This window comes from Mesorhizobium sp. M0140 (genome assembly GCF_040322475.1).
Classification (GTDB): domain Bacteria; phylum Pseudomonadota; class Alphaproteobacteria; order Rhizobiales; family Rhizobiaceae; genus Mesorhizobium.
The window spans coordinates 88,557-114,358 of record NZ_JAMYTM010000011.1 but is presented as its reverse complement, the minus strand read 5'-3'; the positions used below and the strand labels follow the sequence as shown (position 1 = coordinate 114,358).

At 64.5% G+C, this 25,802-nt stretch carries 27 protein-coding genes and 1 pseudogene; 10 read left to right on the top strand and 18 right to left on the bottom strand.

From position 1 onward, the window contains the following. Window positions 1-41 precede the first annotated feature (41 nt). Window positions 42-2,159, bottom strand: a complete 2,118-nt coding sequence (locus tag NKJ37_RS13840) for an EAL domain-containing protein (protein ID WP_023813861.1) — start codon at window positions 2,157-2,159, stop codon at window positions 42-44. 399 nt (window positions 2,160-2,558) lie between these two features. Between NKJ37_RS13840 and NKJ37_RS13835 the strand changes: the two genes are divergently transcribed. Next, complete coding sequence (locus NKJ37_RS13835) at window positions 2,559-3,626, top strand: phosphatase PAP2 family protein (RefSeq protein WP_023813862.1); 1,068 nt, start codon at window positions 2,559-2,561, stop codon at window positions 3,624-3,626. A 143-nt stretch (window positions 3,627-3,769) separates the two neighbouring features. Here the strand turns inward: NKJ37_RS13835 and NKJ37_RS13830 are convergent, their stop codons facing one another. Together NKJ37_RS13830 and NKJ37_RS13825 are read right to left on the bottom strand one after the other, a co-directional pair. After that, window positions 3,770-4,270, bottom strand: coding sequence for a hypothetical protein (locus tag NKJ37_RS13830; RefSeq protein ID WP_023813863.1), 501 nt, complete (start codon window positions 4,268-4,270; stop codon window positions 3,770-3,772). A gap of 166 nt (window positions 4,271-4,436) precedes the next feature. Beyond that, entirely contained in the window at window positions 4,437-4,763 is a 327-nt protein-coding gene (locus NKJ37_RS13825) for a DUF1330 domain-containing protein (protein WP_023813864.1), read from the bottom strand. 173 nt (window positions 4,764-4,936) lie between these two features. Between NKJ37_RS13825 and NKJ37_RS13820 the strand changes: the two genes are divergently transcribed. From NKJ37_RS13820 to NKJ37_RS13800, 5 genes are all read left to right on the top strand, one after another. Then, a complete protein-coding gene (locus tag NKJ37_RS13820) occupies window positions 4,937-5,629 on the top strand; it encodes a winged helix-turn-helix transcriptional regulator (protein ID WP_023813865.1) in 693 nt (230 codons plus the stop codon). A gap of 67 nt (window positions 5,630-5,696) precedes the next feature. Then, a complete protein-coding gene (gene ada, locus NKJ37_RS13815) occupies window positions 5,697-6,809 on the top strand; it encodes a bifunctional DNA-binding transcriptional regulator/O6-methylguanine-DNA methyltransferase Ada (RefSeq protein WP_023813866.1) in 1,113 nt (370 codons plus the stop codon). Window positions 6,810-6,821: 12 nt separating this feature from the next. Next, window positions 6,822-7,049 (top strand): hypothetical protein, encoded by a 228-nt coding sequence (locus NKJ37_RS13810; RefSeq protein WP_023813867.1) that lies wholly within the window; start codon window positions 6,822-6,824, stop codon window positions 7,047-7,049. Window positions 7,050-7,152: 103 nt separating this feature from the next. Next, window positions 7,153-7,707: a methylated-DNA--[protein]-cysteine S-methyltransferase gene (locus NKJ37_RS13805; protein ID WP_023813868.1), complete on the top strand. Its 555-nt coding sequence runs from the start codon at window positions 7,153-7,155 to the stop codon at window positions 7,705-7,707. Then, window positions 7,704-8,447 carry a 2OG-Fe(II) oxygenase gene (locus NKJ37_RS13800; protein WP_023813869.1) on the top strand — a complete coding sequence of 248 codons (744 nt, stop codon included), beginning with the start codon at window positions 7,704-7,706 and terminating at the stop codon, window positions 8,445-8,447. Before NKJ37_RS13805 ends, NKJ37_RS13800 begins: the two co-directional genes overlap by 4 nt. A gap of 24 nt (window positions 8,448-8,471) precedes the next feature. On the opposite strand, the gene NKJ37_RS13795 is transcribed toward NKJ37_RS13800, so the two are convergent. Continuing rightward, the gene (locus NKJ37_RS13795; RefSeq protein ID WP_352441786.1) at window positions 8,472-9,071 is read right to left on the bottom strand and encodes a dihydrofolate reductase family protein; all 600 of its coding nucleotides are present in this window, start codon (window positions 9,069-9,071) and stop codon (window positions 8,472-8,474) included. A gap of 103 nt (window positions 9,072-9,174) precedes the next feature. Here NKJ37_RS13795 and NKJ37_RS13790 point away from each other — a divergent pair, with 103 nt between their 5' ends. Both NKJ37_RS13790 and dinB read left to right on the top strand, forming a co-directional pair. Next, window positions 9,175-9,591 carry a winged helix-turn-helix transcriptional regulator gene (locus NKJ37_RS13790; protein WP_352774077.1) on the top strand — a complete coding sequence of 139 codons (417 nt, stop codon included), beginning with the start codon at window positions 9,175-9,177 and terminating at the stop codon, window positions 9,589-9,591. 120 nt (window positions 9,592-9,711) lie between these two features. Beyond that, window positions 9,712-10,959, top strand: a complete 1,248-nt coding sequence (gene dinB, locus NKJ37_RS13785; protein ID WP_352774075.1) for a DNA polymerase IV — start codon at window positions 9,712-9,714, stop codon at window positions 10,957-10,959. An 18-nt stretch (window positions 10,960-10,977) separates the two neighbouring features. Here the strand turns inward: dinB and NKJ37_RS13780 are convergent, their stop codons facing one another. The 11 genes from NKJ37_RS13780 to groES form a co-directional block, all read right to left on the bottom strand. Beyond that, window positions 10,978-12,006, bottom strand: a complete 1,029-nt coding sequence (locus NKJ37_RS13780) for a cupin domain-containing protein (RefSeq protein ID WP_352774073.1) — start codon at window positions 12,004-12,006, stop codon at window positions 10,978-10,980. A 140-nt stretch (window positions 12,007-12,146) separates the two neighbouring features. Then, on the bottom strand, window positions 12,147-13,748 hold the full coding sequence (locus NKJ37_RS13775) for an FGGY-family carbohydrate kinase (RefSeq protein WP_352774071.1): 1,602 nt from the start codon (window positions 13,746-13,748) through the stop codon (window positions 12,147-12,149). A 160-nt stretch (window positions 13,749-13,908) separates the two neighbouring features. Beyond that, window positions 13,909-14,637 (bottom strand): SDR family oxidoreductase, encoded by a 729-nt coding sequence (locus NKJ37_RS13770; protein WP_031214035.1) that lies wholly within the window; start codon window positions 14,635-14,637, stop codon window positions 13,909-13,911. 22 nt (window positions 14,638-14,659) lie between these two features. Further along, window positions 14,660-15,919, bottom strand: a complete 1,260-nt coding sequence (locus NKJ37_RS13765) for a sugar ABC transporter permease (protein ID WP_352774069.1) — start codon at window positions 15,917-15,919, stop codon at window positions 14,660-14,662. Next, window positions 15,916-16,737 carry an ATP-binding cassette domain-containing protein gene (locus NKJ37_RS13760; protein WP_128305755.1) on the bottom strand — a complete coding sequence of 274 codons (822 nt, stop codon included), beginning with the start codon at window positions 16,735-16,737 and terminating at the stop codon, window positions 15,916-15,918. Before NKJ37_RS13760 ends, NKJ37_RS13765 begins: the two co-directional genes overlap by 4 nt. Window positions 16,738-16,832: 95 nt before the next feature. Further along, entirely contained in the window at window positions 16,833-17,921 is a 1,089-nt protein-coding gene (locus NKJ37_RS13755) for an ABC transporter substrate-binding protein (protein ID WP_127270010.1), read from the bottom strand. A gap of 245 nt (window positions 17,922-18,166) precedes the next feature. Next, a complete protein-coding gene (locus tag NKJ37_RS13750) occupies window positions 18,167-19,051 on the bottom strand; it encodes an AraC family transcriptional regulator (RefSeq protein WP_031214037.1) in 885 nt (294 codons plus the stop codon). A gap of 330 nt (window positions 19,052-19,381) precedes the next feature. After that, the gene (locus tag NKJ37_RS13745) at window positions 19,382-19,678 is read right to left on the bottom strand and encodes a DUF982 domain-containing protein (protein WP_031214038.1); all 297 of its coding nucleotides are present in this window, start codon (window positions 19,676-19,678) and stop codon (window positions 19,382-19,384) included. Between the two features lie 98 nt (window positions 19,679-19,776). Continuing rightward, entirely contained in the window at window positions 19,777-19,995 is a 219-nt protein-coding gene (locus NKJ37_RS13740; protein WP_023814433.1) for a hypothetical protein, read from the bottom strand. Window positions 19,996-20,072: 77 nt separating this feature from the next. After that, complete coding sequence (groL, locus tag NKJ37_RS13735) at window positions 20,073-21,704, bottom strand: chaperonin GroEL (RefSeq protein ID WP_352674186.1); 1,632 nt, start codon at window positions 21,702-21,704, stop codon at window positions 20,073-20,075. A 57-nt stretch (window positions 21,705-21,761) separates the two neighbouring features. Further along, a complete protein-coding gene (groES, locus tag NKJ37_RS13730) occupies window positions 21,762-22,076 on the bottom strand; it encodes a co-chaperone GroES (protein ID WP_352441792.1) in 315 nt (104 codons plus the stop codon). 155 nt (window positions 22,077-22,231) lie between these two features. On the opposite strand from groES, the pseudogene NKJ37_RS13725 reads away from it, so the two are divergent. Next, window positions 22,232-22,510: pseudogene (locus NKJ37_RS13725) on the top strand (ATP-binding protein); the annotation flags it as partial. Window positions 22,511-22,642: 132 nt separating this feature from the next. Here NKJ37_RS13725 and NKJ37_RS13720 read toward each other — a convergent pair. The 3 genes from NKJ37_RS13720 to NKJ37_RS13710 form a co-directional block, all read right to left on the bottom strand. Next, window positions 22,643-23,425 (bottom strand): SDR family oxidoreductase, encoded by a 783-nt coding sequence (locus NKJ37_RS13720; RefSeq protein WP_128305760.1) that lies wholly within the window; start codon window positions 23,423-23,425, stop codon window positions 22,643-22,645. Window positions 23,426-23,599: 174 nt separating this feature from the next. Further along, complete coding sequence (locus NKJ37_RS13715; RefSeq protein ID WP_127809820.1) at window positions 23,600-23,878, bottom strand: usg protein; 279 nt, start codon at window positions 23,876-23,878, stop codon at window positions 23,600-23,602. Next, complete coding sequence (locus NKJ37_RS13710; protein ID WP_352774067.1) at window positions 23,824-25,287, bottom strand: helicase HerA domain-containing protein; 1,464 nt, start codon at window positions 25,285-25,287, stop codon at window positions 23,824-23,826. The genes NKJ37_RS13715 and NKJ37_RS13710 overlap by 55 nt, the downstream gene beginning before the upstream one ends. 206 nt (window positions 25,288-25,493) lie before the next feature. Here NKJ37_RS13710 and NKJ37_RS13705 point away from each other — a divergent pair, with 206 nt between their 5' ends. Beyond that, entirely contained in the window at window positions 25,494-25,799 is a 306-nt protein-coding gene (locus NKJ37_RS13705) for a hypothetical protein (RefSeq protein WP_013530714.1), read from the top strand. The last annotated feature ends 3 nt before the right edge of the window (window positions 25,800-25,802 follow it).

The window sequence follows — 25,802 nt, the reverse complement described above, 5'->3', positions numbered from 1 at the left end:
TCAGGTCAGTCCGGCCTGGCCTGAAACTCGCCGCACCCGGATCACGATGCCTTGCGGGCCGCCGCTCCCTTGGTCGCACGCACGACAATCCGCTCCAGCGGCTCCGGCCGGTGCAGCAAAAATCCCTGGCCGAAGGCGACGCCCATGTCGCTCAACATGGCCAGCGTGTCCTGCCGTTCGATCTTCTCGCCGACCACGTCACAGCCGAGGCTGCGGGCGATGCTGGTGATGGCCAGCACGATCTCGCGGTCGAAACGGCTTTGCGTGATGTGCTCGATGAAGGAACCGTCGATCTTGATCGCGTCGACGGGGAACCGCCGGAGATATTCGAACGAGCTCATACCAGCGCCGAAATCATCGAGGCTGACCCGGCAGCGCCGCTCGCGCGCCTTGCGCACAAACTGTTCGGCGGCGTCGAAATTGGTGACGGCGGCGGTTTCGGTGATCTCGAAGCCGATGCCCGAATGCGGCGCCCCGGTTTCTTCTATGACGTTGTCCACGAAGTCCCAAAGCTGCGGGTCGCTCAGCGTCTGCGCCGACAGATTGAAGCCAAGCGTCAACGCCCCCGAACGCAAGGCGGCACCATGCCGCGACAGCGCGGTGCGGATGATCCAGCGGTCGAGCCGCGACGCGATGCCGAACCGCTCGGCCACCGGAATGAACTCGCCGGGTGGCACCAGCCGGCCGTTGCGGGCGGCGAGCCTGGCCAACACTTCGACATGGCGGCTTTCCAGCCAGGGACGGCCCAGCCGATGGATTTCCTGGCCAAACAGCTTCAGCCTCCCGTCTTCCATGGCATCGACCGTATCGGCGACGACGCGCGCCGCGTTTAGGCCACCCGAACCCGATGCCGTATCGGTGGAGAAGACGGCAAATCGGTTTCGCCCGGCGGCCTTGGCCGCGTAGCAGGCGTCGTCGGCGCAGGCCAGCGCGTCGGCCACCGTCGTGTTGGCGTCATCGACGAAAGCGATGCCGATCGAGGCCGCCAGCTTGCGCGACTTGGCCGTCGATCCTAGTTCGGCATCGCGAACGGCTGCAAGTACCGCGTCGGCCAGCCGCCCGGCCTGCGCCGTATCGCAATTGGGCATCAGCAGCGCGAACTCGTCACCGCCCAGGCGCGCGGCATGCGCCGTCGAGGGAAGGCAGCCCAGAATGCCTTGGGCAACGCTTTTCAGTGCCAGGTCGCCGGCCGCATGGCCGGCAAAATCATTGAGCGCCTTGAAGTAGTCGAGATCGACATAGAACACGGAGAGCGGCAGCCGCTGCGCGGCCGCGATATGATCGGCCAGCAGCCGGTCGAACGCGGCACGGTTCCAGAGACCGGTGAGCGCATCGTGGCGGGCCGCATAGGCAAGTTCCTGCTCACGCTGCTTGTCTTCGGTGATGTCGCGCACCGTGCCCAGGATCTGCCCCGCCAGCCGGCGGTCCGGGATTTGCGGGTCGGCGATGAAACGCAGCAGGGATTCTATGTGCCGGACCTCTCCGTCGCGTCGGACGATGCGGTATTGCACCGCGGTGACCTTGTCCGTTTCGAGCGGCACCAGATGTGCGCGCGACGCGGCCTCCTTGTCGTCCGGATGCAGATAGCCGAACCAGTGGTCGCGCTCGACTTCGGCGGTGTCGGAGACAAGTCCGAAAATCTCCCTGGTGCGTTCGTCCCAATAGCTTTTGCCGGTGGCGAGGTCGTGGTGCCAGATGCCGGTACCGCTGGCGGCGAGCGCCAGGCGGAAGCGCACATTGACCTGCTCGAGTTCGGCTTCTGCGGCTTTCTGCTTGGAGATGTCGGTCTGCACACCCATCAGCCTGAGCGGCTTTCCCATCGCGTCGCGCTCGACGACGCCGCCGCGATCGAGCACCCACACCCAGTGTCCCTGCTTGTGCTTCAGCCGCAATTCGGTCTCGATGGTGTCGGTCAGGCCGGCAATGTGGCGGTCGCCGCTGGCCAGCGCCCGCTCGCGGTCGTCAGGATGGGTCAGTTGCAGCCACAGGTCGCTGGTGTCGGCAAGTTCGCTCTCATCGTAGCCCAGCATCCGCGCCCAGGTCGCGGAATAGAAGCAGTCGCCGGTCACAAGATCCCAGTCCCAGACGCCAAGATGGGCGCGCTCCAGGGCCTTGGCCCAGAACGTTCCATTGCGACTTTTCTTGCCCTGACGCGCCATCGTCTGCTTCGCCTGCTCCACCGCGGGGCAATCTGCGGCAAAACCAGAGAAGAAACAGTTACCGCGGCGATGGCGGGCTGCTTTGTTGGCTCCCCGCCTGCCGCCTCTGCTCTTCGATTGGCCGGCAAGAACCGGAGTTTCGCATCGGCCGGATCTTCCTAGTCATGGCTCCAGGTCATCGGCCAATCCGATGATCCCGGGATCATCGGCGGCGCCGATGATCGCGTTGCAGAGACAAAGAGGACGGCGCAACGCTTTCGTAAACAGACTCTTTGCCAACAAGCATTCCATCGCTCTAATATTTAGAGATCTATTTGCCCACAAGTGTAACCTGATGGTAATATATCGCCTGCGAAATAATCCAATTATTTTTTTGGACAACTGGCGGGACGTCCTTCGATGAGTGAGCACACAGGTCAGCGCGGCAACAATCGCCGCCCAGCTGCCATCCTTGACCTCGACATCGCGACAACCAGGAGCGGCTGGCTGCTGGTTGCCTTGTGTCTGATCTATGCCATGACCGCTGTTTGCCTGCAGCCGGACCGCTACCTGCATCTGGCGCAATCCTATGCCAAGCCGTTCGCCTTTTTCCTGCCCGCGCTTCTGGCGGCGGGCCTTGGTGTGGCGGGGCTGGCATTTGCCCGGCATACGCCGACGAGGTTCATCCTCGGCGTACTCAGGCACCGCTGGCTTGCAGCCGCACCCGTCATCTTCTTGTTCTTTCTCGGCGTCACCGCATTCACCACCTTGAAGGCCGCCATCCCGGACATGGTGCCGTTCTACGCCGACCGCGCCCTGGCGGACCTCGATCTTCGGCTGCATGGCGCGGATCCCTGGACATGGGCGCACAGCATCGTTTCCGAACCGGTGTCGGTCGCCATTTTCGCCGGCTATGGATATGGCTGGCTTCTGCAATGGTTCGGCGCCGTGCTCTTCGTCGCCTTCTGGAACAATCCGGTCGGGCGTTTGCGCTACCTATGGGCATTCGCGCTGACCACGATGCTGTGCGGCACCGTTCTTGCGACCCTGCTGTCGTCCGCCGGCCCGATATTCCACGACCAAATCTACGGCGGCGACCGGTTTGTCGCGCTGCAGGCCGCCCTGGCGCAGAGGGGCTACGGCGCGTCGGTCCATCTGTACGCCGATTATCTGTTTACAGCCTACCAGAGTGGCCGCCCGGAACTCGGCGGCGGCATCTCGGCCATGCCCAGCATGCATGTTGCGATCGCCACGCTCAACGCATTCTTCCTGGCCCAATTCGGCCGCCGGTGGGCAATCGCCGGCTGGTCCTTCGCGGCCTTCATCCTGTTCGGTTCGGTTTACACCGGCTGGCACTATGCCGTGGATGGCTATCTCTCGATTCTCGTGGTGTCCCTGCTCTGGTACGTGACGGGACGCTTCGTCTTGCCGCAAGCGAGCCGGGATACCGCCGAGGTGGGATTGGCGATCCCGGATCAAGCGGCATAAAGACCGTACCTGCCTGACGCCGCGAGGAGCGCCAGCGGCACGCACCTCCCCGGCTTTTCCTCGCCGAAAGCGGCCGCTGGGCCGGAGCTGCCAACTGTCACGGAGGGCGACCAGGCGGCATTGACGCCGCCTGGCTTCATTGCTTACTGGCTCGGCGCCATCGTGTGTTCGCATGACACTTTCGGGTTCATGTCGGCGAAAATGCCGGTCGGGTTGCCCTTCCAGGCCCAGACATGCAGTTCGTAGAATTCGCCCAGGCCATAGCGGTTGGGCGCGCTGTTGAAATTGAACAGCTGTCCGTCCAGCGACGCCGGCCCCTTCGAGGTGATGTATTCGACCGCCACCAGTTGCAGCGTGCCGTCGGCCATCGGCTCGTACATCACGGCCTCAGGCCGGGCGATATCGATCTTGTCGTCCTTCAGATATCCGCCGTTGACATAGTGGATGCCCATGGCGCCGCCGGTGATGCCGCTGGCGCAGGGAATGGGCGCATAGCCCTCTGATGTAGCGGCCTTGACGTCGAGAAACCGGCTGTTGGCAGCCCGCACCTTGTCAGCCAGCGGATTGGGGACGGACGCAAGCGCGGCCGCTTCCTGATGCGCCTGTGCGAAGCTGGTGCAGACGGCCAGCATGGCCCCGGCCATGACAAGTCTGCAGCGAAAATTTGGCCTGTTGAGAAAGTTCGATATCATCTTCATTCTATTCTTCTTGAAAAAGCACAGCTGGCCGGCCGCCGAAAATACGGAGGCCCGGCAGGCAAGCGCTGTGACTGTTGTTGCTTGGAGATCCCGAAAACGATGCCAGGAATGGTCATCCCTTTGGCAGATACGGGATCGTTCCGGCCAGATCGGTGTTGTCGATCATCTGGAAACGGCTGTCGCTGCCGCCCTGACGGGCCGAAACGAAGGGCGCATAGGCCGGATCATTGGTGAAGGCGCGCGCCGCCGCTTCCGACGGGAACGCCATCAGCGCGATCAGCGTGGTGTCGAGCGGCTTGCCTTCGAGCGTCTTCACATTGCCGCTGCGCGACAGATATCTGCCGCCATGCTTGTGTACGAGGTCGTGCACCGATGCGGCATAGGCCGGCACCCATTGCGGGTCGTTTATCTTGATGTCTGCGATAACGTAAGCGGTCATGATAGTCTCCTGATTGCGGCGCACAGGGTATCCCGTGCAACCGGCCAAGGGCTCGCATGGCAAGGCGCTCGCCAACCAGTCCGCGATCTGTACTGGGGTAGTACAGTTTCCGTACTGGCCGCCTCAATCATGAAGGCCTAATGTTCGACCCAAGTTGGAGGAGAGGCACAATCATGACCCAGCACGGATACAAACAGTTCTGCCCGCTATCGATGGCCGCGGAGGTGCTGTGCACCCGCTGGACGATGGTGCTGATGCGCGAATTGGTGGCGGGTTCGACCCGCTTCAACGACCTGCGCCGCGGTGTCCCCAAAATGTCGCCAACCCTTCTGTCGCAACGGCTGAAGGAGCTTGAGATCGCCGGGATCGTCGAGCGCGGGGAGGTCCGGGGCGAGAAGGGGATCTTCGATTATCGGCTGACGGAGGCCGGCCGCGATTTGCGCCCGGTCGTCGAGGCGATGGGCTTCTGGGGGCAGAAATGGGTCGAGTCCCGGCTGTCGCTCAAGAACCTCGATCCGTCATTGCTGATGTGGGACATGCGGCGCAATTTGAACCCCTCGCCGCTGCCCGAGGGACGCACGGTGATACAATTTCTGTATCAGGACCTGCCGGCGTCCAAACGGTCATGGTGGCTGATCGTCGAGAAGCACGGCGAGGTCGATCTGTGCTGGTACGATCCGGGTTTCGACGTCGACCTCTACGTCTCGACCGACCTGCACACGATGACGGCGATCTGGATGGGATTGCTGACCGTCGAGAAGGCCGGTGCGAAGGTTGCCCTGACCGGCGACCAGGCCATCGGCAGGAAGATGCAGACCTGGCTCGGGCTCAGCCCGTTTGCGATCGAGCCCAAGCGTGCGGCGTAGGAGAACCGGCGGGAGGTTGTCAGGAAACGGGTGGCGGGGCCTTCTTCCAGCGGCTTCAATGCCGGCCATGTTCATCACCCTGGCGAAAAATCTGAAATCCGCGCCGCCGCAAATCGCCGACGATCCGCGCTGGGCGCGTATCGTTGCGCGCGACAAGTCGGCCGACGGCGCATTCTGGTATTCGGTGGCGACGACCGGCGTCTATTGCCGGCCTTCCTGCCCGTCGCGGCGCGCCAATCCGAAAAATGTGCAACTGCACGGCACGCTCGATCAGGCCAGGACAACCGGCTTTCGCCCGTGCCGGCGCTGCAACCCGGATGGCCCATCGCTCGAGGCCGGTAATGCCGCGATGGTCGCCGATGCCTGCCGCAGGATCGAGCAGAGCGAGGAAGAACCGTCGCTCGCTGAGCTGGCTGATGCCGCCGGCCGTAGCGCCGGTTATTTCCATCGTACCTTCAAGGCGGCCACCGGGCTGACACCGAAGGACTATGCCGCCGCGCACCGCGCCGCCCGGGTCCGCCAGGGCCTGGAAGACGGCGCCAGCGTGACGACGGCGATCTACGATGCCGGTTTCAATTCAAGCGGACGTTTTTACGAGAAATCCACCGGCATGCTCGGCATGACGCCAACGCGCTATCGCGCCGGCGGCGCTGATGAAGAGATCCGCTTCGCCGTCGGCGAGACTTCGCTCGGCGCCATCCTGGTCGCGTCCAGTCAAAAGGGCGTCGCCTCGATCCTGCTCGGCGACGATCCCGACGCGCTGGTGCGCGACCTGCAGGACCGTTTCCCCAGGGCACGGCTGATCGGCGGCGACAGCGACTACGAGGCGCTGGTCGCCCGCGTCGTCGGTTTCGTCGAGGTTCCGGCGCTTGGTCTCGATTTGCCGCTCGACGTGCGCGGCACCGCCTTCCAGCAGCGTGTCTGGCAGGCTTTACAAGACATCCCCGTCGGCCGCACGGTTTCCTATGCCGAGATCGCGCAGCGCATCGGTGCGCCGAAGGCAACCCGCGCCATCGCCGCCGCCTGCGCCGCCAACAATCATGCCGTCGCCATTCCCTGCCACCGCGTGATCCGCAGGGATGGCGCCCTGTCCGGCTACGCCTGGGGCGTTGAGCGCAAGCGCGCACTGCTGGAGCGTGAGGCGGCGTCCGACAATGCCAACCGGTCAATTCGGGCCTGACCAGGACCGGCAATGCGCGCGATGGCAAGGTCTCCCACCACCGATACGACCAGCCGGACCCAAGCTGCCGGCAGCCGGCGCGCCGAAGGCTCTAAGTTACTGGTGATGGCGGCCATTGGCGAGATGGTCGATCACGGCAGAGCCGAATGGAGCCGCACCGCGGCCGGCGAGATCGAGCTGCGGTTGTTGACGGGTGAGGTGTTTTTGCTCGGCGAGGTCGCTGTTACTCGTGTCGCGTAGAACGGTTCACCTACCTTCGAAATTCGAATTTGAAAGCAAGCACCGGAGTGAGCGCGAGAAGCCGTCCCTGTAGGGTTCACGCACAGACAAAGGAGTAAACGCAATGAACCTCATGCAAACCCAAATGGCGCCGCCGGCGAGCGTCCCCAATGCCTTCGACACCATAAGCTATGCCATCGGTGAATCCGCAATCGGCGACGTCCTGGCAGCGCGCAGCCAGATCGGCGTCTGCGCCATCCTGATCGGCTCGGACGCCGACGCGCTGGAGCGGGACCTTGGCCATTGCTTCCCCGACAAGATACTGGTCGAGGACGAGGCCGCACTGCGCGACGATCTCGCGACAATCGCGCGCTTCATCCAAATGCCCGGCGTCGGCCTCGACCTGCCGCTCGACATGCGCCACGGCACGCCATTCCAGCAACAGGTTTGGGATGTGCTGCGCAGCATCCCGTGCGGCGCCACCATCCGCTACACCGCACTGGCTCGCCGCCTCGGCCAGCCGAATGGCGCCCGCGCCGTGGCGACCGCCTGTGCGGCCAACGCGATCGCGCTGGGCATTCCCTGCCACCGTGTCGTCCGCGCCGACGGCTCACTGGCCGGTTACCGCTGGGGTGTCGAACGCAAACGCGCCCTGCTCGACAAGGAGGCTACGATATGAATGCCCATGCCAAAATTGCCAGATCGGTGATCGAAGCCGCCGAGACACGCGTCGCCGGTTACGACTGGCCGGCCCTTGCCGCCGAACTCGACGGCTTCGGCTGTGCCGTGATCGAAAAGCTGTTGTCGCCCGAGGAGTGCCGGCGGATCGCCGACCTCTATTCGGATGAGAAATATTTCCGCAGCCACATCCATATGGCCAGGCACGGCTTCGGCAAGGGCGAGTACCGCTATTTCCGCTATCCCTTGCCCGATCTCCTGGGTGGCCTGCGCAGCGCGCTCTACCCCAGGCTGGCCGAGGTCGCCAATCGGTGGAACGAGCGCATGGGGCAGGCCATGCGTTATCCCGCGACGCACGCCGCGTTTCTCGATCAGTGCCATGCCGCCGGCCAGTCACGGCCGACGCCGCTGCTGCTGCAATATGTGCCTGGCGACTTCAACTGCCTCCACCAGGATCTCTATGGCGACCTCGCCTTTCCGCTGCAGGTGGCGATCCTGCTCTCCGAACCGGGCCGGGATTTCAGCGGCGGCGAGTTCGCCCTGACCGAGCAGCGCCCGCGCATGCAGAGCCGGGTCGAAGTGGTGTCGCTGCGCCAGGGCGACGCCGTTGTCTTCGCCGTCCACAACCGGCCGGTGCAGGGCACCAAAGGCAATTACCGGGTCAACCTGCGCCATGGCGTCAGCCGGTTGCGCTCAGGCATGCGCCACACGGTCGGGATCATTTTTCACGATGCGAAGTGACCAGGGAGAAGATGGAGGTCCCCCTCACCCCGCCGGCGCATAGCGGCTGACCACCATGCCACAGGCATAGGCCTTCGAGCCGAGTAGCCGCAGGTTCCTAAAACCGCCCTGATCAAAAATCCGGCGGCCCGCACCCAGCACCGCCGGGTTGATGAAAAGCTGGAACTCGTCGACCAGCCCGGCCGCAATCAGCGCCGACGCGAAACCGGCGCCGCCGAACACCGCCATGTCGCCGCCCTCGCCCGCTTTCAGCGCATTGACTTCGCGCGGCAGGTCGCCGCTGACCACACTGGTGCGCTCCCAAGCCGGCTCCGAGGCCGATTGCTTGAGCTTGTTGCTGAGCACCACCTTGCGGGAGTCGACGATGCGCTGCGCAAAGGCGTAGAACGGATCGCGCGGAAACTTCTTCGCCGCATTGCCCCAATGGGTGAGATAGCCCTCCTGCGCCATCTTGCGGCTGAGCAGGATGGTATCGACGCCTGCGAAGACGGCGTTAAAGTCCTGCTTCAGCGCACCGTCCCAGGCGCTCTCGTCACCCCACTCCCAGAGCTGCCAGGAATGGTCCTCATTGGCGCCGACAAAGCCGTCGACCGACATCTGCATCTGCAGGACCAGCTTTTTCACCGTCATTCTCCTCAGGGCCATCGCAAAACAGTTTACATTTGGAACCGTTGACGCAAGGCCAAAACGATGTCAATAGCAAAGTGATTTAAAAATGGAACCATAGATGTCGACGCGCGAAAGATCCGGCTGCCCGATCAACCTGTCACTCGAACTGATCGGCGACCGCTGGACGCTGCTCATCGTCCGCGACATGGTCTTCGCCGGGAAAAAGCACTTTCGCGAATTCCTGCAATCCGACGAAGGCATCTCCTCGCGCACGCTGGCCGAGCGACTGCAAACGCTTCAGGAGGAGGGCATCCTCACCCGAAGCGACGACCCGACGCATGGCTTGAGAACCGTCTACCGGCTGACCGAAGCAGGCATCGACCTCTTGCCGGTGCTGGCGACGCTCGGCGCCTGGGGCAGCAAGCACCGCAAGGCCGACGACAAGCTGGCCAGGATTGCCGACGAACTGGTGGCAGGCGGCGAAGCGGCGCTGGAAAGGATGGAAGCGGCGCTGCGAACGGAGCATATTGTCTAGGCGGTTGCGTTCAGGCCGAACCGGCATGGCTGTTGCCGCACAAATCGCCCTTCCCTTGACAATGATCCATCTTTGTTCTTTATTTGTTCCAATCTATCAGCAACTGCGGATGTGCGGTCGATGGAAACGACAGCCACCATCCTGCATGCCGATCTCGACGCTTTCTACGCCTCGGTCGAGCAGTTGCTCGATCCGTCGCTGCGCGGCAAGCCGATCGCGGTGGGCGGCGGCGTCGTGCTCGCCGCTTCCTATGAGGCGCGCGCCTTCGGCGTGCGTGGCGGCATGCCAGGACGCAAGGCGCGCGAACTCTGCCCGCATTTGATCTTCGTCGGCGGCAATTTCAGCCATTACCAGCGGCTGGGCGACGCGGCGATCAAGGTGCTCGACGATTTTACCCCGGTGGTCGAGCGCATCTCCATCGACGAGGCCTTTGCCGATGTCGCCGGCTGCACGCATCTGTTCGGCTCCCCACAGGAGATCGCCACGACGATCCGCAGCCGGGTACGCGCCGAACTCGGCCTGCCGATCTCGATCGGCGTGGCGCGCACCAAGCATCTGGCCAAGATCGCCTCGCAGGTCGCCAAGCCCGACGGGCTGGTGGTGGTCGACCCCGGTAGCGAACTCGCCTTCCTGCACGATCTGCCGGTGGGGCTGATGTGGGGCGTCGGCCCGGCGACCAAAGCGCGGCTGGCGGAAATCGGCATCGAGACCATCGGAGAGCTGGCGAGGACACATCGCGGCGCGCTGACGCGGCTGCTCGGTCCGGCCGCCGGCGAAAAGCTGGCCGCATTGTCCTGGAACCGTGACCCGCGCAAACTGGAGACGAAGCGCCGCGCGCATTCCGCCGGCGCACAATCGGCACTCGGAGAGAAGCCTGCCGTAGCACGGGTCATCGTGCCCACTCTGCTGCATCTGGCCGACCGCGTCGCGAGCCGCCTGCGCGCCAAGGCACGGCCCGGCCGCACGGTGACCGTGCGTGTGCGCTTTGCCGATCTCAGCGCAGTCACACGATCGATCACGCTTGACCAGCCGATCTCGGCGACAACCATCCTGGCCGAGATCGCCGGCGACCTGGTGCGCGGCGTGCTCGCCGACCACCCGCATGACAAAACGATCTCGCTGCTGGCGATCTCGGTCTCGCACCTCAAGGAAAGCTTCGAGCTGCAACTCGAACTGCCGGTCGGCCTCGCCGACGAGAAACGCCGGCCCGGCACCAGGAAAGGCCTGGCACGCTTCGACGCCGACCGCGCCATCGACAATATCCGCGAACGCTTCGGCAAACAGGCGGTCGGCTACGGCACGGTGGCACTGGAAGCGGCGCGCTCGGTGCCCGACGAATTCAGGAAGCTGGCGGAGAAGGAACTGTGAACCCGGGACCGCCGGGCGCTATTTCGTCTCCTCGCCATCCCAGTACCGCCTCACCGCTCCCATGTCGAAAATGCCGTCGCGCCGGCGCAAGGCGTCGACCGCCATCTTGTTGGAATCGGGATAGACGCAGACCTCGTTGGGATTTTTTTCGCCGATCATCAAATAGCGGCACGGTCCGCTACCGCTGTTGAGGAAGGAATGTCCGACCGCCAGGCCGGCCGGAAAGCAGACATAGTCGCCGGCTTTCATCTCATAGCGCTCCTCGCCAAGCAGCAGCGTCACTTGCCCTTCCAGGATCAGCGCATGCTCTTCTTCCAGCATATGGTAGTGCCTGGGCGCCAGGCGCATGCCGGGGGCCGGTGCCTCGATCAGCACGCCGACATGGTAGTCGGGCCGTCCCAAGGCGGCATAGGTGAGGTGTTTGGACCGACCACCGAACCGCGCCCCCTCGCCTTCCTGTTTCCACTCGACAGCATCGCTGGCGACCGGCGGGATCGGAGTGGCCGGGGCCTTGGTGACACCGGCCGTCACATCCGACGGCAACGGATCGCCGGCGGCGAGGCCGGTGCTCTCACCGTCCCAGTAGGTTCGAGTTGCAGCGAGATCGAAGATCGCACGGCTGCCCAAGGCGCGCACCAGCACCTTGTTGGAGGCGGTGTAGACGACAACGTCGTTCGGGTTACGCTCGCCGACGATGACGTAGCGGCAGGGTGCGTTGCTGGTGTTGATGAGGCAATGCCCCGCCGCTGCACCTGCCGGAAAGCAGATGTAGTCGCCGGCCTTCATGGCGTAGGCGGCGTCGCCGACATGCGCGGTAAGCATCCCCTCGAGGATGAAGACATGCTCTTCCTCGAAAATATGGTAATGCGCCGGCGAAGTCTGCTTGCCCGCCGGCAACTCCTCGATCGCCACGCCGACATGGTAGTTTTCGCCAAGCGCGGCCAGCGACAAATGCCGATAGCGCACGCCGAAGCGCGGCACATCGGACCATTCCGTCCACGGCACCTCATCCGATGCGAATGGCACGGGCGCTTTCTCGTCAGCCATTGGGGCCTCCTGATCCTGTCGCCCTGCCCTCGTCGCAAGCCGCAGGAGGGTCTACGACAGAACAAAGCTGCCAGCTTCCGGCATCATCGCCAAGCGGTGTTCGCCACGCTCCTGACAGAGCCCGACAGGAGCCGCTCGCTTCAGCCTCGGATGGCCCTGCCGGCCTGCTGCAGCAATTCGAATGCCACGAAGCGCTTGGCGTGCCAGCCGGTCAGCGTTGCGTCGGGATGATAGGCCTCGCCGAGTTCCGACATGCCGGCCATCGCCGTCACCAGGTCTTTGTAGGTTCCGGCGGCGACCGCGCCCAGCATCGCCGAGCCGAGCAGCACCGGCTCCGGCGAGGTCGACGCCACCACCACCATGCCAGTCGTGTCGGCCAGCAGCTGGCGCACCAGCGGGCTTTGCCCGGCGCCGCCGCTGACGACGATGGTGTCGACGGGAATGCCCTTATCATGCTCGGCCCGCACGATCTGGCGCGCGCCATAGCCCAGCCCGCAGACGCCGGCGACATAGAGCCCGACCAGGCTGTCGAGGCTGGCGTCGAGATCGAGCCCGGCAATCAGCGCGCGTGCGTCCGGGTCGGCGAAAGGCGCGCGGTTGCCAAGGAATTCCGGCACCACATGGATGCCGCCGACCAAGGCCGGCGTCGCCGCTGCCCCGTTGCGGCTCTGCGCCTGCAGCGACAGCCAGGCGCTGAGGCTGAGGCCGTCGGCCTGCGCCCTCGCCGTCGCTTCGCCGCTCGCCGGATGCATGCGCATCAGATGGTCGATGGCAGCACCCGCCGCCGACTGGCCGCCCTCGTTCAGCCACAGGCCCGGCACCATGGCCGAGAAATACGGACCCCAGACGCCGTCGACGAAGGCCGGCTCGGCGGTCGACGACATGGTGCAGGCCGAAGTGCCGAAGACATAGGCCATGCGCGACAGAACGCTGCCGAACGCGCCGCGCGCGCCGACCGTACCGACGCCGCCGGCATGCGCGTCGATCAGCCCCGCCGCCACGGCCGTGCCGGGGCGCAGGCCCAGATCCGATGCCGCCTGCGCGGTCAGTCCGCCGCCGAGCGCGGCACCCGCCGGCACGATCTGCGTGCCGATGCGCGCGAACCCCTCGTCGGCCAGGCTCCCTAGTCCGATGGTGCGGAAATAGGCCTCGTCCCAGCGGCTTTCATGCGCCAGATAGGTCCATTTGCAGGTCACCGTGCAGACCGAGCGCGCAAGGCTGCCGGTCGCCCGCCAGGTGAGGAAGTCGGGGAGGTCCATGAACTGCCAGGCGGCGTCGAAAGTGGCGGGCAGGTTTTCGGCCAGCCACAGGAGTTTCGGCGTTTCCATCTCCGGCGAGATGACGCCACCGACATAGTTCAGCACCGCTTCGCCGCTGCGGTTGATGCGGCGTGTCTGCTCGACCGCGCGATGATCCATCCAGACGATGATGTTGCGTTCGGGATTCCCCGATTTGCTGACCGGCAACGGCACGCCGCCCTCGCCCAGCACCACCAGCGAACAAGTGGCGTCGAACCCGATGCCGGGGATGGCCTCAGCTGCCACACCCGATTGAGCGACCGCTTCTCGCGTGGCCGCGCACACCGCCCGCCAGATGTCGTTGCTCGACTGCTCGACAATGTCGCCGGCCTCGCGCCAGACCTCGATGTCCCGCTTGGCGGAGGCGAGCAAGGTGCCGGTGTGGTCGAACACCCCGGCCCGCGCGCTGCCGGTGCCGACATCGATGCCGAGATAATGGGGCATGAGGAACCTCCGGTTCAGGGAATAGGGGATAGGCAGTAGGCAGTAAGCGATTAGTTAGTAGGATAGGACGCGCGAAGCACTTTTGAGCGGGGCCTGTAAGACTGTGTCTACATCTTCCTATTGCCTATTGCCTATTGCCTATTCCCCATTCCCTACTGCCTCACAAATCATTGCTCTGCGGCAAAATCACCAAATCCCGGATCGTCACGTTGCGCGGGCGGGTCAGCATGAACATCACCGCTTCGGCCACTTCGCGCGGCTGCATCAGGCCGCCGGCGGCGAGTTCCTCTTCGAGCTTGGCCTTCGGCCAGTCGTCGACCAGCGCCGTCACCACCGGACCCGGCGCCACCGCACCGACGCGCAGGCCGTGCTTGGCGACCTGGCGGCGCACCGTGTGGACGAAGGCCTGCACCGCGTGCTTGGAAGCCGTGTAGATCGGCTCCCAGACCACCGGGACCAGACCGGCGATCGAACTGGTGACGATGATGTCGCCGGTCTTGCGTTCGATCATGTGCGGCAGCACCGCCTGGATCGAGCGGAAGCAGGCATTGATGTTGAGGTTGAGCATCCGGTCCCAGGCGTCGGGATCGCCGGTCGCTACCTCGCCGCCGACATAGGCGCCGGCATTGGCATGGAAGATGTCGAGCTGGCCGGCTTTCTCCAGAATCTGCGGCATCATGGTGGCGACGCTTGCCGGCTGCATCAGGTCGATCACCAACGGGATCGCCTTCGAACCGAGCTCGGCGCACAGTTTGTTCAGCGTCGCCTCGGCACGGTCGACCAGCACCACTGTGGCGCCGGCCGCCAGCATGTGCCTGGCGCATTCGAGGCCGATGCCTGATGCCGCGCCGGTGACGGCGGCAACTTTTCCGGACAGTTCTTCGCTCATGTCTTGCTTCCTGTTGATGGGTTCAGGCCCGGCCATGCGAGACACGCGAGCGGCGTGCCAGCGAGTCGACGATGACCGCGATGGCAAGCACGGCGCCGGTGATCATGTACCGAAGCGACGAGGACAGATCGAGCAGCGTCAGGCCGCTGGCGATCGACTGGATGACGATGATGCCGAGCAGTGCCGAATAGGCGCTGCCGCGGCCGCCGAACAGGCTGGTGCCGCCGATGACGGCCGCCGCGATGGCGTTGAGATTGACGTCGCCGGTGCCGGCCTGCTGACTGGCCGATGCAAGGCGGGCCGCCGACAGCACACCGCCGAAAGCCGCCAGCATCGAGCACAGCACGAAGGCACTGGAATAGATCAGCCGCACATTGATGCCGGCGCGCCGCGCCGCCTCGCGGTTGCCGCCAACCGCCGACATCGAGCGGCCCCATTTCGTCCGCGTCAGCGCGTAGTGCATTGATATGACCAGGCCGACGAACAGACCGAACATCCACGGAATGCCGCGCGCCTGGTTGAGATAGAAGACGATGAGTTCGAGAATGACCGTGATCACCACCGCGCGCGTGACAAGCCCGCCCGTCGACGGCGCCGTCAAATTGGCGGCATGGCGGCGCGCAACGGTGCGCAGGCCGGTGACCAGCATGACGATGCCGGGCACGGCCGCCAGAGCGAACGACACGAACTTCGGCATCATCAGCAACTGGCCGAAATTCACCAGGTTCGAGCCGTAGGGAAGATTGATCGAGCCGGTCGAGCCGAGGATGTAGAGCTGCAGGCCAAGCACTGCCAGCAGGCCAGCCAGCGTCGAGACGAAGCTCGGCATGCCGAGCCGGTTGAACAGCAGCGCATAGAGTGCGCCGATGAAGCCGCCAACGGCGACAGCGGCAATAATGGCGAGCGCCACCGGCCAGCCCTGGTTGACCCACAGCGTGCCGACCATCGCCGAGGCAAAGCCGCTGATCGAGCCTACCGACAGGTCGATCTCGCCGACCATCAAAACGCAGACGATGCCGAGCGCGATGACGCCGACGGTGGAGCAATCGAACAGCAGATTGACCAAATTGCTGCTCGACAGGAAGATCGGGTTGATGCTGGCGAACACCGTCCAGATGATGACCAGCCCGACGATCACCGGCAGCGAGCCGAGATCGCCGGAGCGGACCCGGTCGAAGAACCTGCGGATGGCGCCGCCGATCCCCGCCTCATGCTTGACGCGCACATCGGCGCGGTCGAGCTGCGGCGGCACGGAGGCGGCCTGTTCGGCTTCACGGCTCATGGGCGTGGCTCCTGGGTTTGCTCGTGCCTGGCCTGTCTGCGCTCGGCGCGCCGCGACACCGAATTGTTCGACGCGCCGGTGATGGCGCTGACCAGTTCCTGGTTCGAGGCGTCGGGCGAGAAGATGCCGTTGTTTCGGCCAAGCCGCAGCACGACGATGCGGTCGGCGACGGCGCGCACGTCTTCCATATTGTGGCTGATGATGACGACGCCGAGGCCGCGGTCGCGCACGCGCTCGATCAGGTTGAGCACTTCCGCCGTCTGTGCCACGCCAAGTGCGGCCGTCGGCTCGTCGAGCAGGATGAGCTTGGGTTCGAGCAGCAGCGAGCGGGCGATCGCCACCGTCTGGCGCTGGCCGCCCGACAGCGAAGCGACCACTTCGCGAACGCTTGGGATGCGCGCCGATAGCTCGTTGAGCAGCGTCCAGGCGCGCACTTCCATCGCCACCTCGTCCAGCCGCAGCGGGTTGAGCTCTCGGCCGAGAAAGATGTTGGCGACGATGTCGAGGTTCTCGCACAGCGCCAGGTCCTGGAACACCGTGGCTATGCCGAGCGTCAGCGCCGCACTCGGATCTGCAAGCGTCACCTGCTTGCCGCGAAAACTGATCGTGCCTGAGCTCGGCTGATGCACGCCGGCCAGGATCTTGACCAGGGTCGACTTGCCGGCGCCATTGTCGCCGACCAGCGCCACCACCTCCCCAGCATGGACATCGAGATCGATGTCGGTGAGCGCTGAAACGGCGCCGAAATTCTTCGAAACGCCGCGCAGGCTGAGCACCAGCTCGCCTGCCGGAACCGGTTCGTCCGGGGTATCGATCATGCCAGGAAGCCTTTCAAAACCGGTTCAAAATGTCGGATGAGCGCTGCCTGGCCACCGCGTGGGCGGCCAGGCAGCGGAGCGGGCAAGGGTCGCGGTCAGTTCCCGATGCCCAGCTTCTTGCAGCCTTCCGCATAACGATCGACGCAGAGTTCAGCCGCAGTGTTGATCTTCTTGTCGATGATCTCGGCCTTCAGGTTTTCCTGCGTCACCACGGCCGGCGTGAACAGCTGCGAGGGTGTGTCGTACAGCGTCATCTCGGCCTTCGGCGTCTCGCCCGAAAGCAGCTTGATGGCGATGTTGGCGGCGGCCGCCGCCACGATCTCGCTCGGCTTGGAGATGGTGTTGTACTGGTCGCCGGCGATGATCAGCTGAAGTGCCGCGATCGTCGCGTCATTGCCGGTCACCGGCGGCACCGGATCGACGCCGGCCGCCTTGAAGGCCGCGATGGCGCCGCCACCGGTGCCGTCATTGGCGGCGACGACGCCGAGGATTTTTGGTCCGAAGCGGGTGATCTGGCCGCCGGCCCATTGCTGCGCCTTCGGCGGCGCCCATTCCGGCGTGTCGTATTCGGCCAGGATCTTGTAGCCGCTGTTGTCAAGGCCGGCATGGATGCCCTTCTTGATCAGGCCGGCCGCCGCATCGGTCGGCGAGCCGTTGATCTGCAGCACGCCGCCGCTGGCCGGATCGACCTTCAGCGCCTTCAGGTGCTCGACCAGCGAGTCGGCGATGGCCTTGCCGATGCCTTCATTGTTGAACGACACATAGAAATCGGCCGGCGCAGTCGGGATCGGCCGGTCGTAGGCGATGACCTTGATGCCCTGGCTCTGCGCCAGCTTGACCAGCGAGGCGGCGGCGGTCGAGTCGACCGGGTCGAGCACGATCGCCTTGGCGCCCTGCGAGATCACCGAGTTGAACTGCTGCTGCTGGCGCGAGGCGTCGGCATCGGCATTCTGGTAGAGCACCTTGCAGCCCGGGCACAGCTTCTTCATCTCGGCGGCGAAGCCGGGATAATCATGCTGCTCGTAGCGGGTCGAGGCCTGGTCGGGCATCAGGAAGGCGACGGTCGCGTCGGTGACTTCGGCGGCCCTGGCGATCGCGGCGGTGCCGGCCAGCAGCGACAGCGCAAGGGCTGCCACACCGGCGGACTTGCCAGCGGACTTCAATGAAGATGAAAGTTTGGTCATTCGGTCTTCTCCGTTTCTGATATGGTTGTAAGAAGGTCGTTGACTGCTTTGGTCTGAAGACACCCATCCGCCCTCGCCCAAACTGCATTGGGAACCGGGACCCGGCGCCGGCCTTTCGAGCCGCGCCGACAACCTCCGCCTACGGAGGAATTCGAGACAAGCGTTCTCTATCGCGAACCGCTCCACGCGGCTCACGTCGTCATGCAAAAGAAAAATCCTCCCTTGGTTCCTCCCTGGCTCCTCCGTTAAGCGGCTTTGCCCGCGTTGATGTTGTCGGCCAGCAGGCGCCTGAAGCGCGAGGGCGGCATGCCCTTCTCCGCCAGGAACTGCCGGTTGAAATTGGACAGATTGTTGAAGCCGACCTCGTAGCAGATGTCGGTGATCGAGGCCTGCTCGTCGCTCATCAGGATCTGGCAGGCGAGATTGATGCGCAGCCGTTTGACATACTGCACCAGCGACATGCCGGTGTGACGGCGAAACGAGCGCGAGAAGGCGCCGGTCGACTGGCCGGCGATGGCGGCGAGATCCGCCTCGTCGAACAGCTGCGTCAGGTTTTCCCTGATATAGGCGAGCGCCTTGTTCATGCCGGCGGTCATGTAGCCGGAGGGATCGGGCCGGTAGCTGGCGCTGGCCAAAAGCTGGAATTCCTGGGCGCGGCTGAGCAGGCCGGCGATCATCATGAACAGCTCGATGCGGCGCACGCCTTGCGCCTGCATCATCTCTTCCATCAGCGGCGCCAGCGCCTTGCTGGTGCGGCTGGAAAACAGCACGCCGCGCCGCGACGCTTCGAGCAGGTGCCCCAGCCCCGCCAGCTCCGGCAGCACATGCATGGCATCGCCGATGAAACTTTCGGAAAATTGGATGATGCGGCCGCGCAGCGGGATCGAGCTGTCCCTGGGGATGTCGCTGACCCAATTGTGCGGCAGGTTCGGCCCGGTCAGCACCAGATTGCCCGGCTCGAACTCCCCGATGAAATCGCCGACGAAATAGCGGCCGTTGGTGAAGATCACCTGATGCAGTTCATATTCGGGATGGAAGTGCCAACGCACCGTGTGGAAGGGGTAGCCATGCGACCACGCCTTGAAGGACTCACCGCGTCGTATCTGGACTACTTCCAGGTCCGGTTCCATGTCCGTTTCCTCCCGGGCCGGCACGGATATTTGCCGCGTTCGGCCCAATTCCCTAAACCGGCCGAATTGGTTTCGGCTCTGCATTTCAAGAGCCAAGGTACCGGCTCATGACAACAGGCGCCACCACGATTCAAGACAACGGATGATACTTTTTTAACCGGGAGGCGGCGCTCAGAAGCGCTATTCGGGCAGAACAGGTCAGTCTTGCTGACGCGTTCGCTCAATTGACCGACGGATGCCGCCCGCCCGGGAAGGAATTCCGGCGTCTCCGTGTTCGCCTGGCTTATCTCAAGAACATAGTCTGCAGGCGCTGTTGAAGCGCCGCATCCGTCAGTTCACCTCGTGCACAGCACCACCGGCCGCCGTCGCGAGCGGCGTAACCATATCAGGCACCAGTATGTCGTGGCGGCGCGCGAAGCTGATCAGCGTGGCCCGCACCGTCTCCGGATCGATCTCGCCGACGATGCCCGCCTTGCAAGCGTTGAGCGCGACGGCATGGGCGCCGTTGCGGCCGGCGCTCGGCCAGTCCTGCAGCAGTGCATAGGCTTCCATCACGCTGTCGATCTTCCTCGGAAAGCCCATTCCGACCAGAAGTGTGACCGGTTCCTCAAATTGCCCGCGATTCATGGCTTGTACCTCCTCTCGATTGTTCAGGGCCTGCAGCGGACCGAACCCCGGGCAGCACGGCCCGCCGCGGATAGGTGAATGGACTGGCCGATTTCCGTTCAGCCGCTGCCGGCGGATACCTCGGATGTTGCCGACACTTGCTGCGCTGCGAGGAACATCAGTGCCGACGCCGCGGTTCGCCGATTCCAGCCGGCGGCTTCAGCCATGTCGAGCAGCCCTGCCAGCAGCGGCTTCAGCACGTTCCTGCATTCTGTTTCATAGGCCAGGAATTCCTTCGCTTGGTGCGTAGGAGCCGGTACGGATTCGATGCCAGCCATTGCGTCCATCTTTACCTCCACTCTCTCTCGACTGACGCCCGCTCCCCGCCAGGGGAGCGGGCGGATTGGCCGCGACCTCAGAAGTCCATGCCGGCGCCGGCGGGCATTGCCGGGGCGGCGGCTTCCTTCTTCGGCTTCTCGGCCACCATCGCCTCCGTGGTCACCAGCAGGCCGGCGACCGATGCCGCGTCCTGGAGAGCGGTGCGCACCACCTTGGCCGGGTCGATGACGCCCTGGCCGTAGAGATCGCCGAATTCGTTGGTCTGGGCGTTCCAGCCCCAGCCGAATTCGGTTTTCTCGCGCAGCTTGCCGACGATGATCGAGCCTTCGGCGCCGGCATTCTCGGCGATCTGCCGGACCGGCGTTTCGATGGCACGGCGCACGATGTCGACACCAGTCTTCTGGTCGGCATTGTCGGTCTGCACGGTATCGAGCGCCTTGGCTGCCCGCAGCAACGCGACGCCGCCGCCGGGCAGCACGCCCTCCTCGACGGCCGCGCGGGTCGCATGCAGCGCATCGTCGACGCGGTCCTTGCGCTCCTTGACCTCGACCTCGGTCGAGCCGCCGACCCGGATCACCGCAACGCCGCCGGCGAGCTTGGCCAGCCGCTCCTGCAGCTTTTCGCGGTCGTAGTCGGAGGTGGTCTCCTCGATCTGCGCCTTGATCTGTGCGACACGGCCCTGGATCTCTTCCTTGCGGCCGACGCCGTCGACGATGGTGGTGTTTTCCTTCTCGATCACCACCTTCTTGGCGCGGCCCAGCATCTGCAGCGTCACATTATCCAGCTTGATGCCGAGATCTTCCGAGATCGCGGTGCCGCCGGTGAGAATAGCGATGTCTTCCAGCATGGCCTTGCGGCGGTCGCCGAAGCCTGGCGCCTTGACAGCCGCGACCTTGAGGCCGCCCCGCAGCTTGTTGACGACCAGCGTGGCAAGCGCCTCGCCTTCCACATCCTCGGCGATAATTAGGAGCGGCTTGCCCGACTGTACCACGGCTTCGAGCACGGGCAGCATCGCTTGCAGATTGGAGAGCTTCTTCTCGTGGATCAGCACATAAGGCTCGTCGAGTTCGACGCGCATCTTGTCCTGGTTGGTGACGAAATAGGGCGAGAGATAGCCGCGGTCGAACTGCATACCTTCCACGATTTCCAGTTCGGTCTCGGCGGTCTTGGCCTCTTCCACCGTAATGACGCCTTCATTGCCGACCTTCTCCATCGCCTCGGCGAGGAAACGGCCGATCTCGGCATCGCCATTGGCGGAGATTGTGCCGACCTGTGCGATCTCGTCGTTTCGGGTGACCTTGCGGGCATTGGTCTTCAGCTCGGCGACCACCGCGTCGACCGCCTTGTCGATGCCGCGCTTCAAATCCATCGGGTTCATGCCCGAGGCAACCGCCTTGGCCCCTTCCCTGACGATCGCCTGTGCAAGCACGGTTGCGGTCGTCGTGCCGTCGCCGGCAAGGTCGTTGGTCTTGGAGGCCACCTCGCGCACCATCTGGGCGCCCATATTCTCGAACTTGTCCTCCAGTTCGATCTCCTTGGCGACGGTGACGCCATCCTTGGTGATGCGCGGCGCGCCGAATGACTTGTCGATGACGACATTGCGCCCCTTGGGTCCGAGCGTCACCTTCACCGCATTGGCAAGGATGTCGACGCCGCGCAGCATCTTCTCGCGCGCTTCGGTATGGAATTTCACTTCTTTGGCAGCCATTGGATCACTCCTCTATCTAGGCAGCATTCGTTGACTGGTTGGATACGAAAGAAGCCGTCAGGCGGCCTTCTTCACTTCGGCGATCTTATCGATGACACCCATCACGTCGCTTTCCTTCATGATGAGCAGGTCCTCGCCGTCGAGTTTGATTTCGGTGCCGGACCATTTGCCGAACAGGATGCGGTCGCCGACCTTGACATCGAGTTCGACAAGCTTGCCGCTGTCGTCGCGCGCGCCGGGACCGACGGCGAGCACTTCGCCTTCCTGCGGTTTTTCTTTTGCGGTATCGGGGATGATGATGCCGCCGGAGGTCTTCTCCTCGGCTTCAAGGCGGCGGACCAGAATACGGTCATGCAATGGACGGAACGCCATGTCGTTCTCCTCGTGGACAAACAGGTTTTTGAGGTTCCTCCGCACCGAACCGGCAATATCGGACCGGTGCGGAACGCCGGGACCCTTCGTCAGGCATCGCGGCGCATATCGAGCTAGTTTTGCCGTTTTCCGATTTCAAGAGACCGGCGAAAAAACTGCTGCCCGACGACATGCAGGGCGTGTTCATGATGATCGCCCGTGCGGCGAAAGAGGGCTGGCCGTGCCCGAGCGACGCCGCGATCGCCCGCGCCTACGGCTCGCACTCGCTGCGCCGCGCCCGGCGCCTCTTGACCTATATCGAGGAGCAGGGGCTCATCGTCTGCCAACTCGACGGGACAGGCCGGCGCACCGTGACGCTGGTCGAATTGGCCTGGGCCACCGCACCGGGAGATCCGAATGCCGAGGAGGTGGAGCAGGGGAGCCTGGCGCTGTGAGGCGGCGCGGGTGCTTTGAGCGAATGGGGCGATAGGCGTTTTCAGTCACCGTCATCGACCAACTTCTGAGGGCAACGGTGAAAGCGCCGACGCCGAAATGCGTCATGCAGGGCGCATGCGTTTCGATGGCGCTCACCGGTTCGCCCCGATCACCCACTGTTCCTGGTCGACGAGCGTGCCGGTCATCGGCCCGGCAGCATCCGAGAGCAGGAAGACGGCGAGGTTGGCGATATCGCTCGTCGAGAACAGGCGGCCGAAGGGTTGCGAGGCGTTCGCGGCATCGAGCCAGCCCGGCCCGTTGCCCAGCGTGTCGGCCTGCATGGCACGTTCGGCCGGCGTGTCGGTCCAGCCGACATTGATGCCGTTGACGCGGATGCGATCGAAGCGATGGGCGTTGGCGGCGTTCTTGGTCAGCGTGGCCAGCGCGCCCTTGCTGGCGGAATAGACGGCGAGCTCCGGCGAGCCGCAATGGGCGTTGATCGACAGGATGTTGACGATGGCGCCGCCCTGACCGCGCTTCTTCATGTCGGCGATGGCCGCCTGCATGAGGAAGAACGGCGCCCGCGCGTTAACGGCGAACAGCGAGGCCCAGCCGTCGAGATCGGCATCGAGGAACGAGGCCCGGTCGGTCAGCCCTGCGGCGTTGACCAGCGCATCGATGCGGCCGAAGCGCTCGATGCACGCTTGCGCCAAAAGGGCAGGGGCGGCCGGGTCGGCGAGGTCGGTGGCGACGAAGAGCGTTGGTGTGCCAAGCTGCGAAAGCTCCGCCGCCACCGCATCGCCGCGGGCCTTATCACGCCCGGTGACGAGCAGGCCGCCGGCGCCGGAACGCGCCAAGGTCTCGGCGATGGCGCGGCCAATGCCTTGCGTCGAGCCGGTGACCAGCGCCACCTTGCCATTGAGTTGAAGCTCCATTCCTCTTCCCCGCATCGCATCTGGTTTCAGGCTAGCGCGGCACGATCGTTTTACAACATGGAAATTGGAAATTTTGGAGGGGAGGCTGTTGGCTGTCGCTGCGTGAGGCCGGCGAGAGCCTGCCCTAACGCCGCCGCTCCAGGCGAAGCAGGAGCGGAGGCCGTCGCAAAGACCCTAGTGGACCGTGATGATGCCCTCGACGGCCCGCCATTCCGAAGGCTGGATGAGCCGGTGATGAGCAACGCGGACCGAGTGCAGCGGACCGTCGAGTTCGCGCTCCCAATATTGGAGAAAGCCCTTGAGTTCGGGAAAGGCCGGAGCGAGATCATAGTCCTGCCAGACATAGAGCTGAAGCAGGCTCGGATGATCGGGCAGGTGATAGTGGATTTCGGCCGTCGTCAGGCCATAACCTTCCATTTGCAGGCGGAATTCGCTGCTGACCGTATCGGCCATATCTTTCTCCTTCTCTCTCCGTTCAGGCATCCAGCCTGCGACATTTGTATTGAACCCGCCCGATGCCGGGGCGGGACGATCGGTCTGTCGGTCCGTCTTCGAACAACGCCACGAGAAGCTCGGGGGTTCCGAAAATAGCCGCGCCATAACAGTGCGTTGGCGCCCTTTCTGGTCGAATGTAAAAACGACGCGCGGACAGAAACGTCCCGCCACGCGTCATCCTGCGTCGTCTCGGAACCAAGGCCGGCACGGGCGCGCGTCAGCATGCGGCGGAACTCCGGCAGGTCCGGCACAACCGACGCGAGGCCTTCTATGCGGCAGCGGACCACGAATTCCTGATAGAGCACCCCGATCACGCGAAAACCCGCATCGGGCTGCGCCAGGATGGCGCGCAGCACACGGTCGACGCGCTCACGACGCTCGGCCAGATCCTCGGCGCTGATTTGTGGCTCCGCCGGCTCGGGGCGCATTTCCAGTGCCGCCGATTTGGCCGCCATCAGCTGGTCGAGCAGGTCCGGCGACGCCGGGCGGCGCGGCGTGCGCACCGTCTCGGGGGGCGGCGCCGCCAGGATGATCGCGCGTGCATCTTCCAGCGCGGATTCCGGCATTGCCATGAGCCGCGGCGTGCCGTTGCGCGGGCTGGTGTCGGTCGGGCCGATGCGCAGCCCCAGCGGACGGCGCGACAGCGCCGGACCGAGCGCCATGAACTGCCCGCGTTCCAGATCACGGAACGCTTCCGCCTGGCGTCTCTCCATGCCCAAAAGATCGGCGGCACGCGCCATGTCGATATCGAGGAAGGTGCGGCCCATGAGAAAATTGGACGCCTCGGCTGCGACGTTCTTGGCGAGCTTGGCCAGGCGCTGGGTGGCAATGATGCCGGCCAGCCCGCGCTTGCGGCCACGACACATCAAATTGGTCATGGCGCCGAGCGAGAGCTTTCGCGCTTCGTCCGACACCTCTCCGGCCACCGCTGGCGCGAACAGCTGCGCCTCATCCACCACCACCAGCATCGGGTACCAGTGGTCACGGGCGACCTCGAACAGCCCGCCGAGGAAGGCGGCGGCACGCCGCATCTGGTTCTCGGCGTCGAGCCCTTCGAGATTGAGCACGGTGGAGACGCGATGCATGCGCGCCCGCTCGCCGGCCGCCTGCAGGCCGCGCTCGGTATGCTGCTCGGCATCGATCACCAGATGGCCGTAACGGTCGCCCAGCGAAACGAAGTCGCCCTCGGGATCGATGATGGTCTGCTGCACCCAGGGCGCGCTCTGCTCCAGCAGGCGCCGCAACAGATGCGACTTGCCGGAGCCTGAATTGCCCTGCACCAAAAGGCGCGTCGCGAGCAACTCCTCAAGATCCAGCTTCGCCGGGGCGCCTGCGGTCGTCTGTCCCATCTCGATCGCAACGGTCATCTCGACTCAGGCGCTCCTTCGCAGACGGGCTTATCAACTGGGTCACAGCCCGTCGAGCGTGCATGACCGCCTGCGGCGTGTTGCGCACAACTGTGCAGGCACCGCCTGGAGGGTCATCAGCCGATGCCTGGCGCAAACTTTGGGTTGACCCCTTCGGACCACGAGGCGACACTCCACCCAACGCTAGGAGTACGAGGAGAAAAGCGATGGACGAGCCCGAACGGTGGCGCCACATGTCGACGGCGCCGAAGGATGGCAGCCGCATCCTGGTCACTGTGCGTCCGTCCGAACAGGGGCCGGCGGAAGTCGACCTTGCCTATTGGTCGCGTGCCGACCAGTTCGCCTCGGAAGGCTGGCGCGCGTCGGACTCCTCGCCGGGGCGCGTTATCGAATACGCTGACCCGGAACTGAAGTGCTGGATGCCGCTGCCGACGGCCAACCTCAGCCGCGCGTCGATGCCGGCGCCGTGGGAAGGCGAAGACGCCCAGCAGCTGGATGGGTCCGGGATTTAAGAG

Excerpts from the sequence above, each read along its gene's own strand:
- NKJ37_RS13840 (WP_023813861.1), bottom strand. The coding sequence starts at position 2,159 with ATGGCGCGTCAGGGCAAGAAAAGTCGCAATGGAACGTTCTGGGCCAAG.
- NKJ37_RS13835 (WP_023813862.1), top strand. The coding sequence starts at position 2,559 with ATGAGTGAGCACACAGGTCAGCGCGGCAACAATCGCCGCCCAGCTGCC.
- NKJ37_RS13830 (WP_023813863.1), bottom strand. The coding sequence starts at position 4,270 with ATGGCCGGGGCCATGCTGGCCGTCTGCACCAGCTTCGCACAGGCGCAT.
- NKJ37_RS13825 (WP_023813864.1), bottom strand. The coding sequence starts at position 4,763 with ATGACCGCTTACGTTATCGCAGACATCAAGATAAACGACCCGCAATGG.
- NKJ37_RS13820 (WP_023813865.1), top strand. The coding sequence starts at position 4,937 with ATGACCCAGCACGGATACAAACAGTTCTGCCCGCTATCGATGGCCGCG.
- ada (WP_023813866.1), top strand. The coding sequence starts at position 5,697 with ATGTTCATCACCCTGGCGAAAAATCTGAAATCCGCGCCGCCGCAAATC.
- NKJ37_RS13810 (WP_023813867.1), top strand. The coding sequence starts at position 6,822 with ATGCGCGCGATGGCAAGGTCTCCCACCACCGATACGACCAGCCGGACC.
- NKJ37_RS13805 (WP_023813868.1), top strand. The coding sequence starts at position 7,153 with ATGAACCTCATGCAAACCCAAATGGCGCCGCCGGCGAGCGTCCCCAAT.
- NKJ37_RS13800 (WP_023813869.1), top strand. The coding sequence starts at position 7,704 with ATGAATGCCCATGCCAAAATTGCCAGATCGGTGATCGAAGCCGCCGAG.
- NKJ37_RS13790 (WP_352774077.1), top strand. The coding sequence starts at position 9,175 with ATGTCGACGCGCGAAAGATCCGGCTGCCCGATCAACCTGTCACTCGAA.
- dinB (WP_352774075.1), top strand. The coding sequence starts at position 9,712 with ATGGAAACGACAGCCACCATCCTGCATGCCGATCTCGACGCTTTCTAC.
- NKJ37_RS13780 (WP_352774073.1), bottom strand. The coding sequence starts at position 12,006 with ATGGCTGACGAGAAAGCGCCCGTGCCATTCGCATCGGATGAGGTGCCG.
- NKJ37_RS13775 (WP_352774071.1), bottom strand. The coding sequence starts at position 13,748 with ATGCCCCATTATCTCGGCATCGATGTCGGCACCGGCAGCGCGCGGGCC.
- NKJ37_RS13770 (WP_031214035.1), bottom strand. The coding sequence starts at position 14,637 with ATGAGCGAAGAACTGTCCGGAAAAGTTGCCGCCGTCACCGGCGCGGCA.
- NKJ37_RS13765 (WP_352774069.1), bottom strand. The coding sequence starts at position 15,919 with ATGAGCCGTGAAGCCGAACAGGCCGCCTCCGTGCCGCCGCAGCTCGAC.
- NKJ37_RS13760 (WP_128305755.1), bottom strand. The coding sequence starts at position 16,737 with ATGATCGATACCCCGGACGAACCGGTTCCGGCAGGCGAGCTGGTGCTC.
- NKJ37_RS13755 (WP_127270010.1), bottom strand. The coding sequence starts at position 17,921 with ATGACCAAACTTTCATCTTCATTGAAGTCCGCTGGCAAGTCCGCCGGT.
- NKJ37_RS13750 (WP_031214037.1), bottom strand. The coding sequence starts at position 19,051 with ATGGAACCGGACCTGGAAGTAGTCCAGATACGACGCGGTGAGTCCTTC.
- NKJ37_RS13745 (WP_031214038.1), bottom strand. The coding sequence starts at position 19,678 with ATGAATCGCGGGCAATTTGAGGAACCGGTCACACTTCTGGTCGGAATG.
- NKJ37_RS13740 (WP_023814433.1), bottom strand. The coding sequence starts at position 19,995 with ATGGCTGGCATCGAATCCGTACCGGCTCCTACGCACCAAGCGAAGGAA.
- groL (WP_352674186.1), bottom strand. The coding sequence starts at position 21,704 with ATGGCTGCCAAAGAAGTGAAATTCCATACCGAAGCGCGCGAGAAGATG.
- groES (WP_352441792.1), bottom strand. The coding sequence starts at position 22,076 with ATGGCGTTCCGTCCATTGCATGACCGTATTCTGGTCCGCCGCCTTGAA.
- NKJ37_RS13720 (WP_128305760.1), bottom strand. The coding sequence starts at position 23,425 with ATGGAGCTTCAACTCAATGGCAAGGTGGCGCTGGTCACCGGCTCGACG.
- NKJ37_RS13715 (WP_127809820.1), bottom strand. The coding sequence starts at position 23,878 with ATGGCCGATACGGTCAGCAGCGAATTCCGCCTGCAAATGGAAGGTTAT.
- NKJ37_RS13710 (WP_352774067.1), bottom strand. The coding sequence starts at position 25,287 with ATGACCGTTGCGATCGAGATGGGACAGACGACCGCAGGCGCCCCGGCG.
- NKJ37_RS13705 (WP_013530714.1), top strand. The coding sequence starts at position 25,494 with ATGGACGAGCCCGAACGGTGGCGCCACATGTCGACGGCGCCGAAGGAT.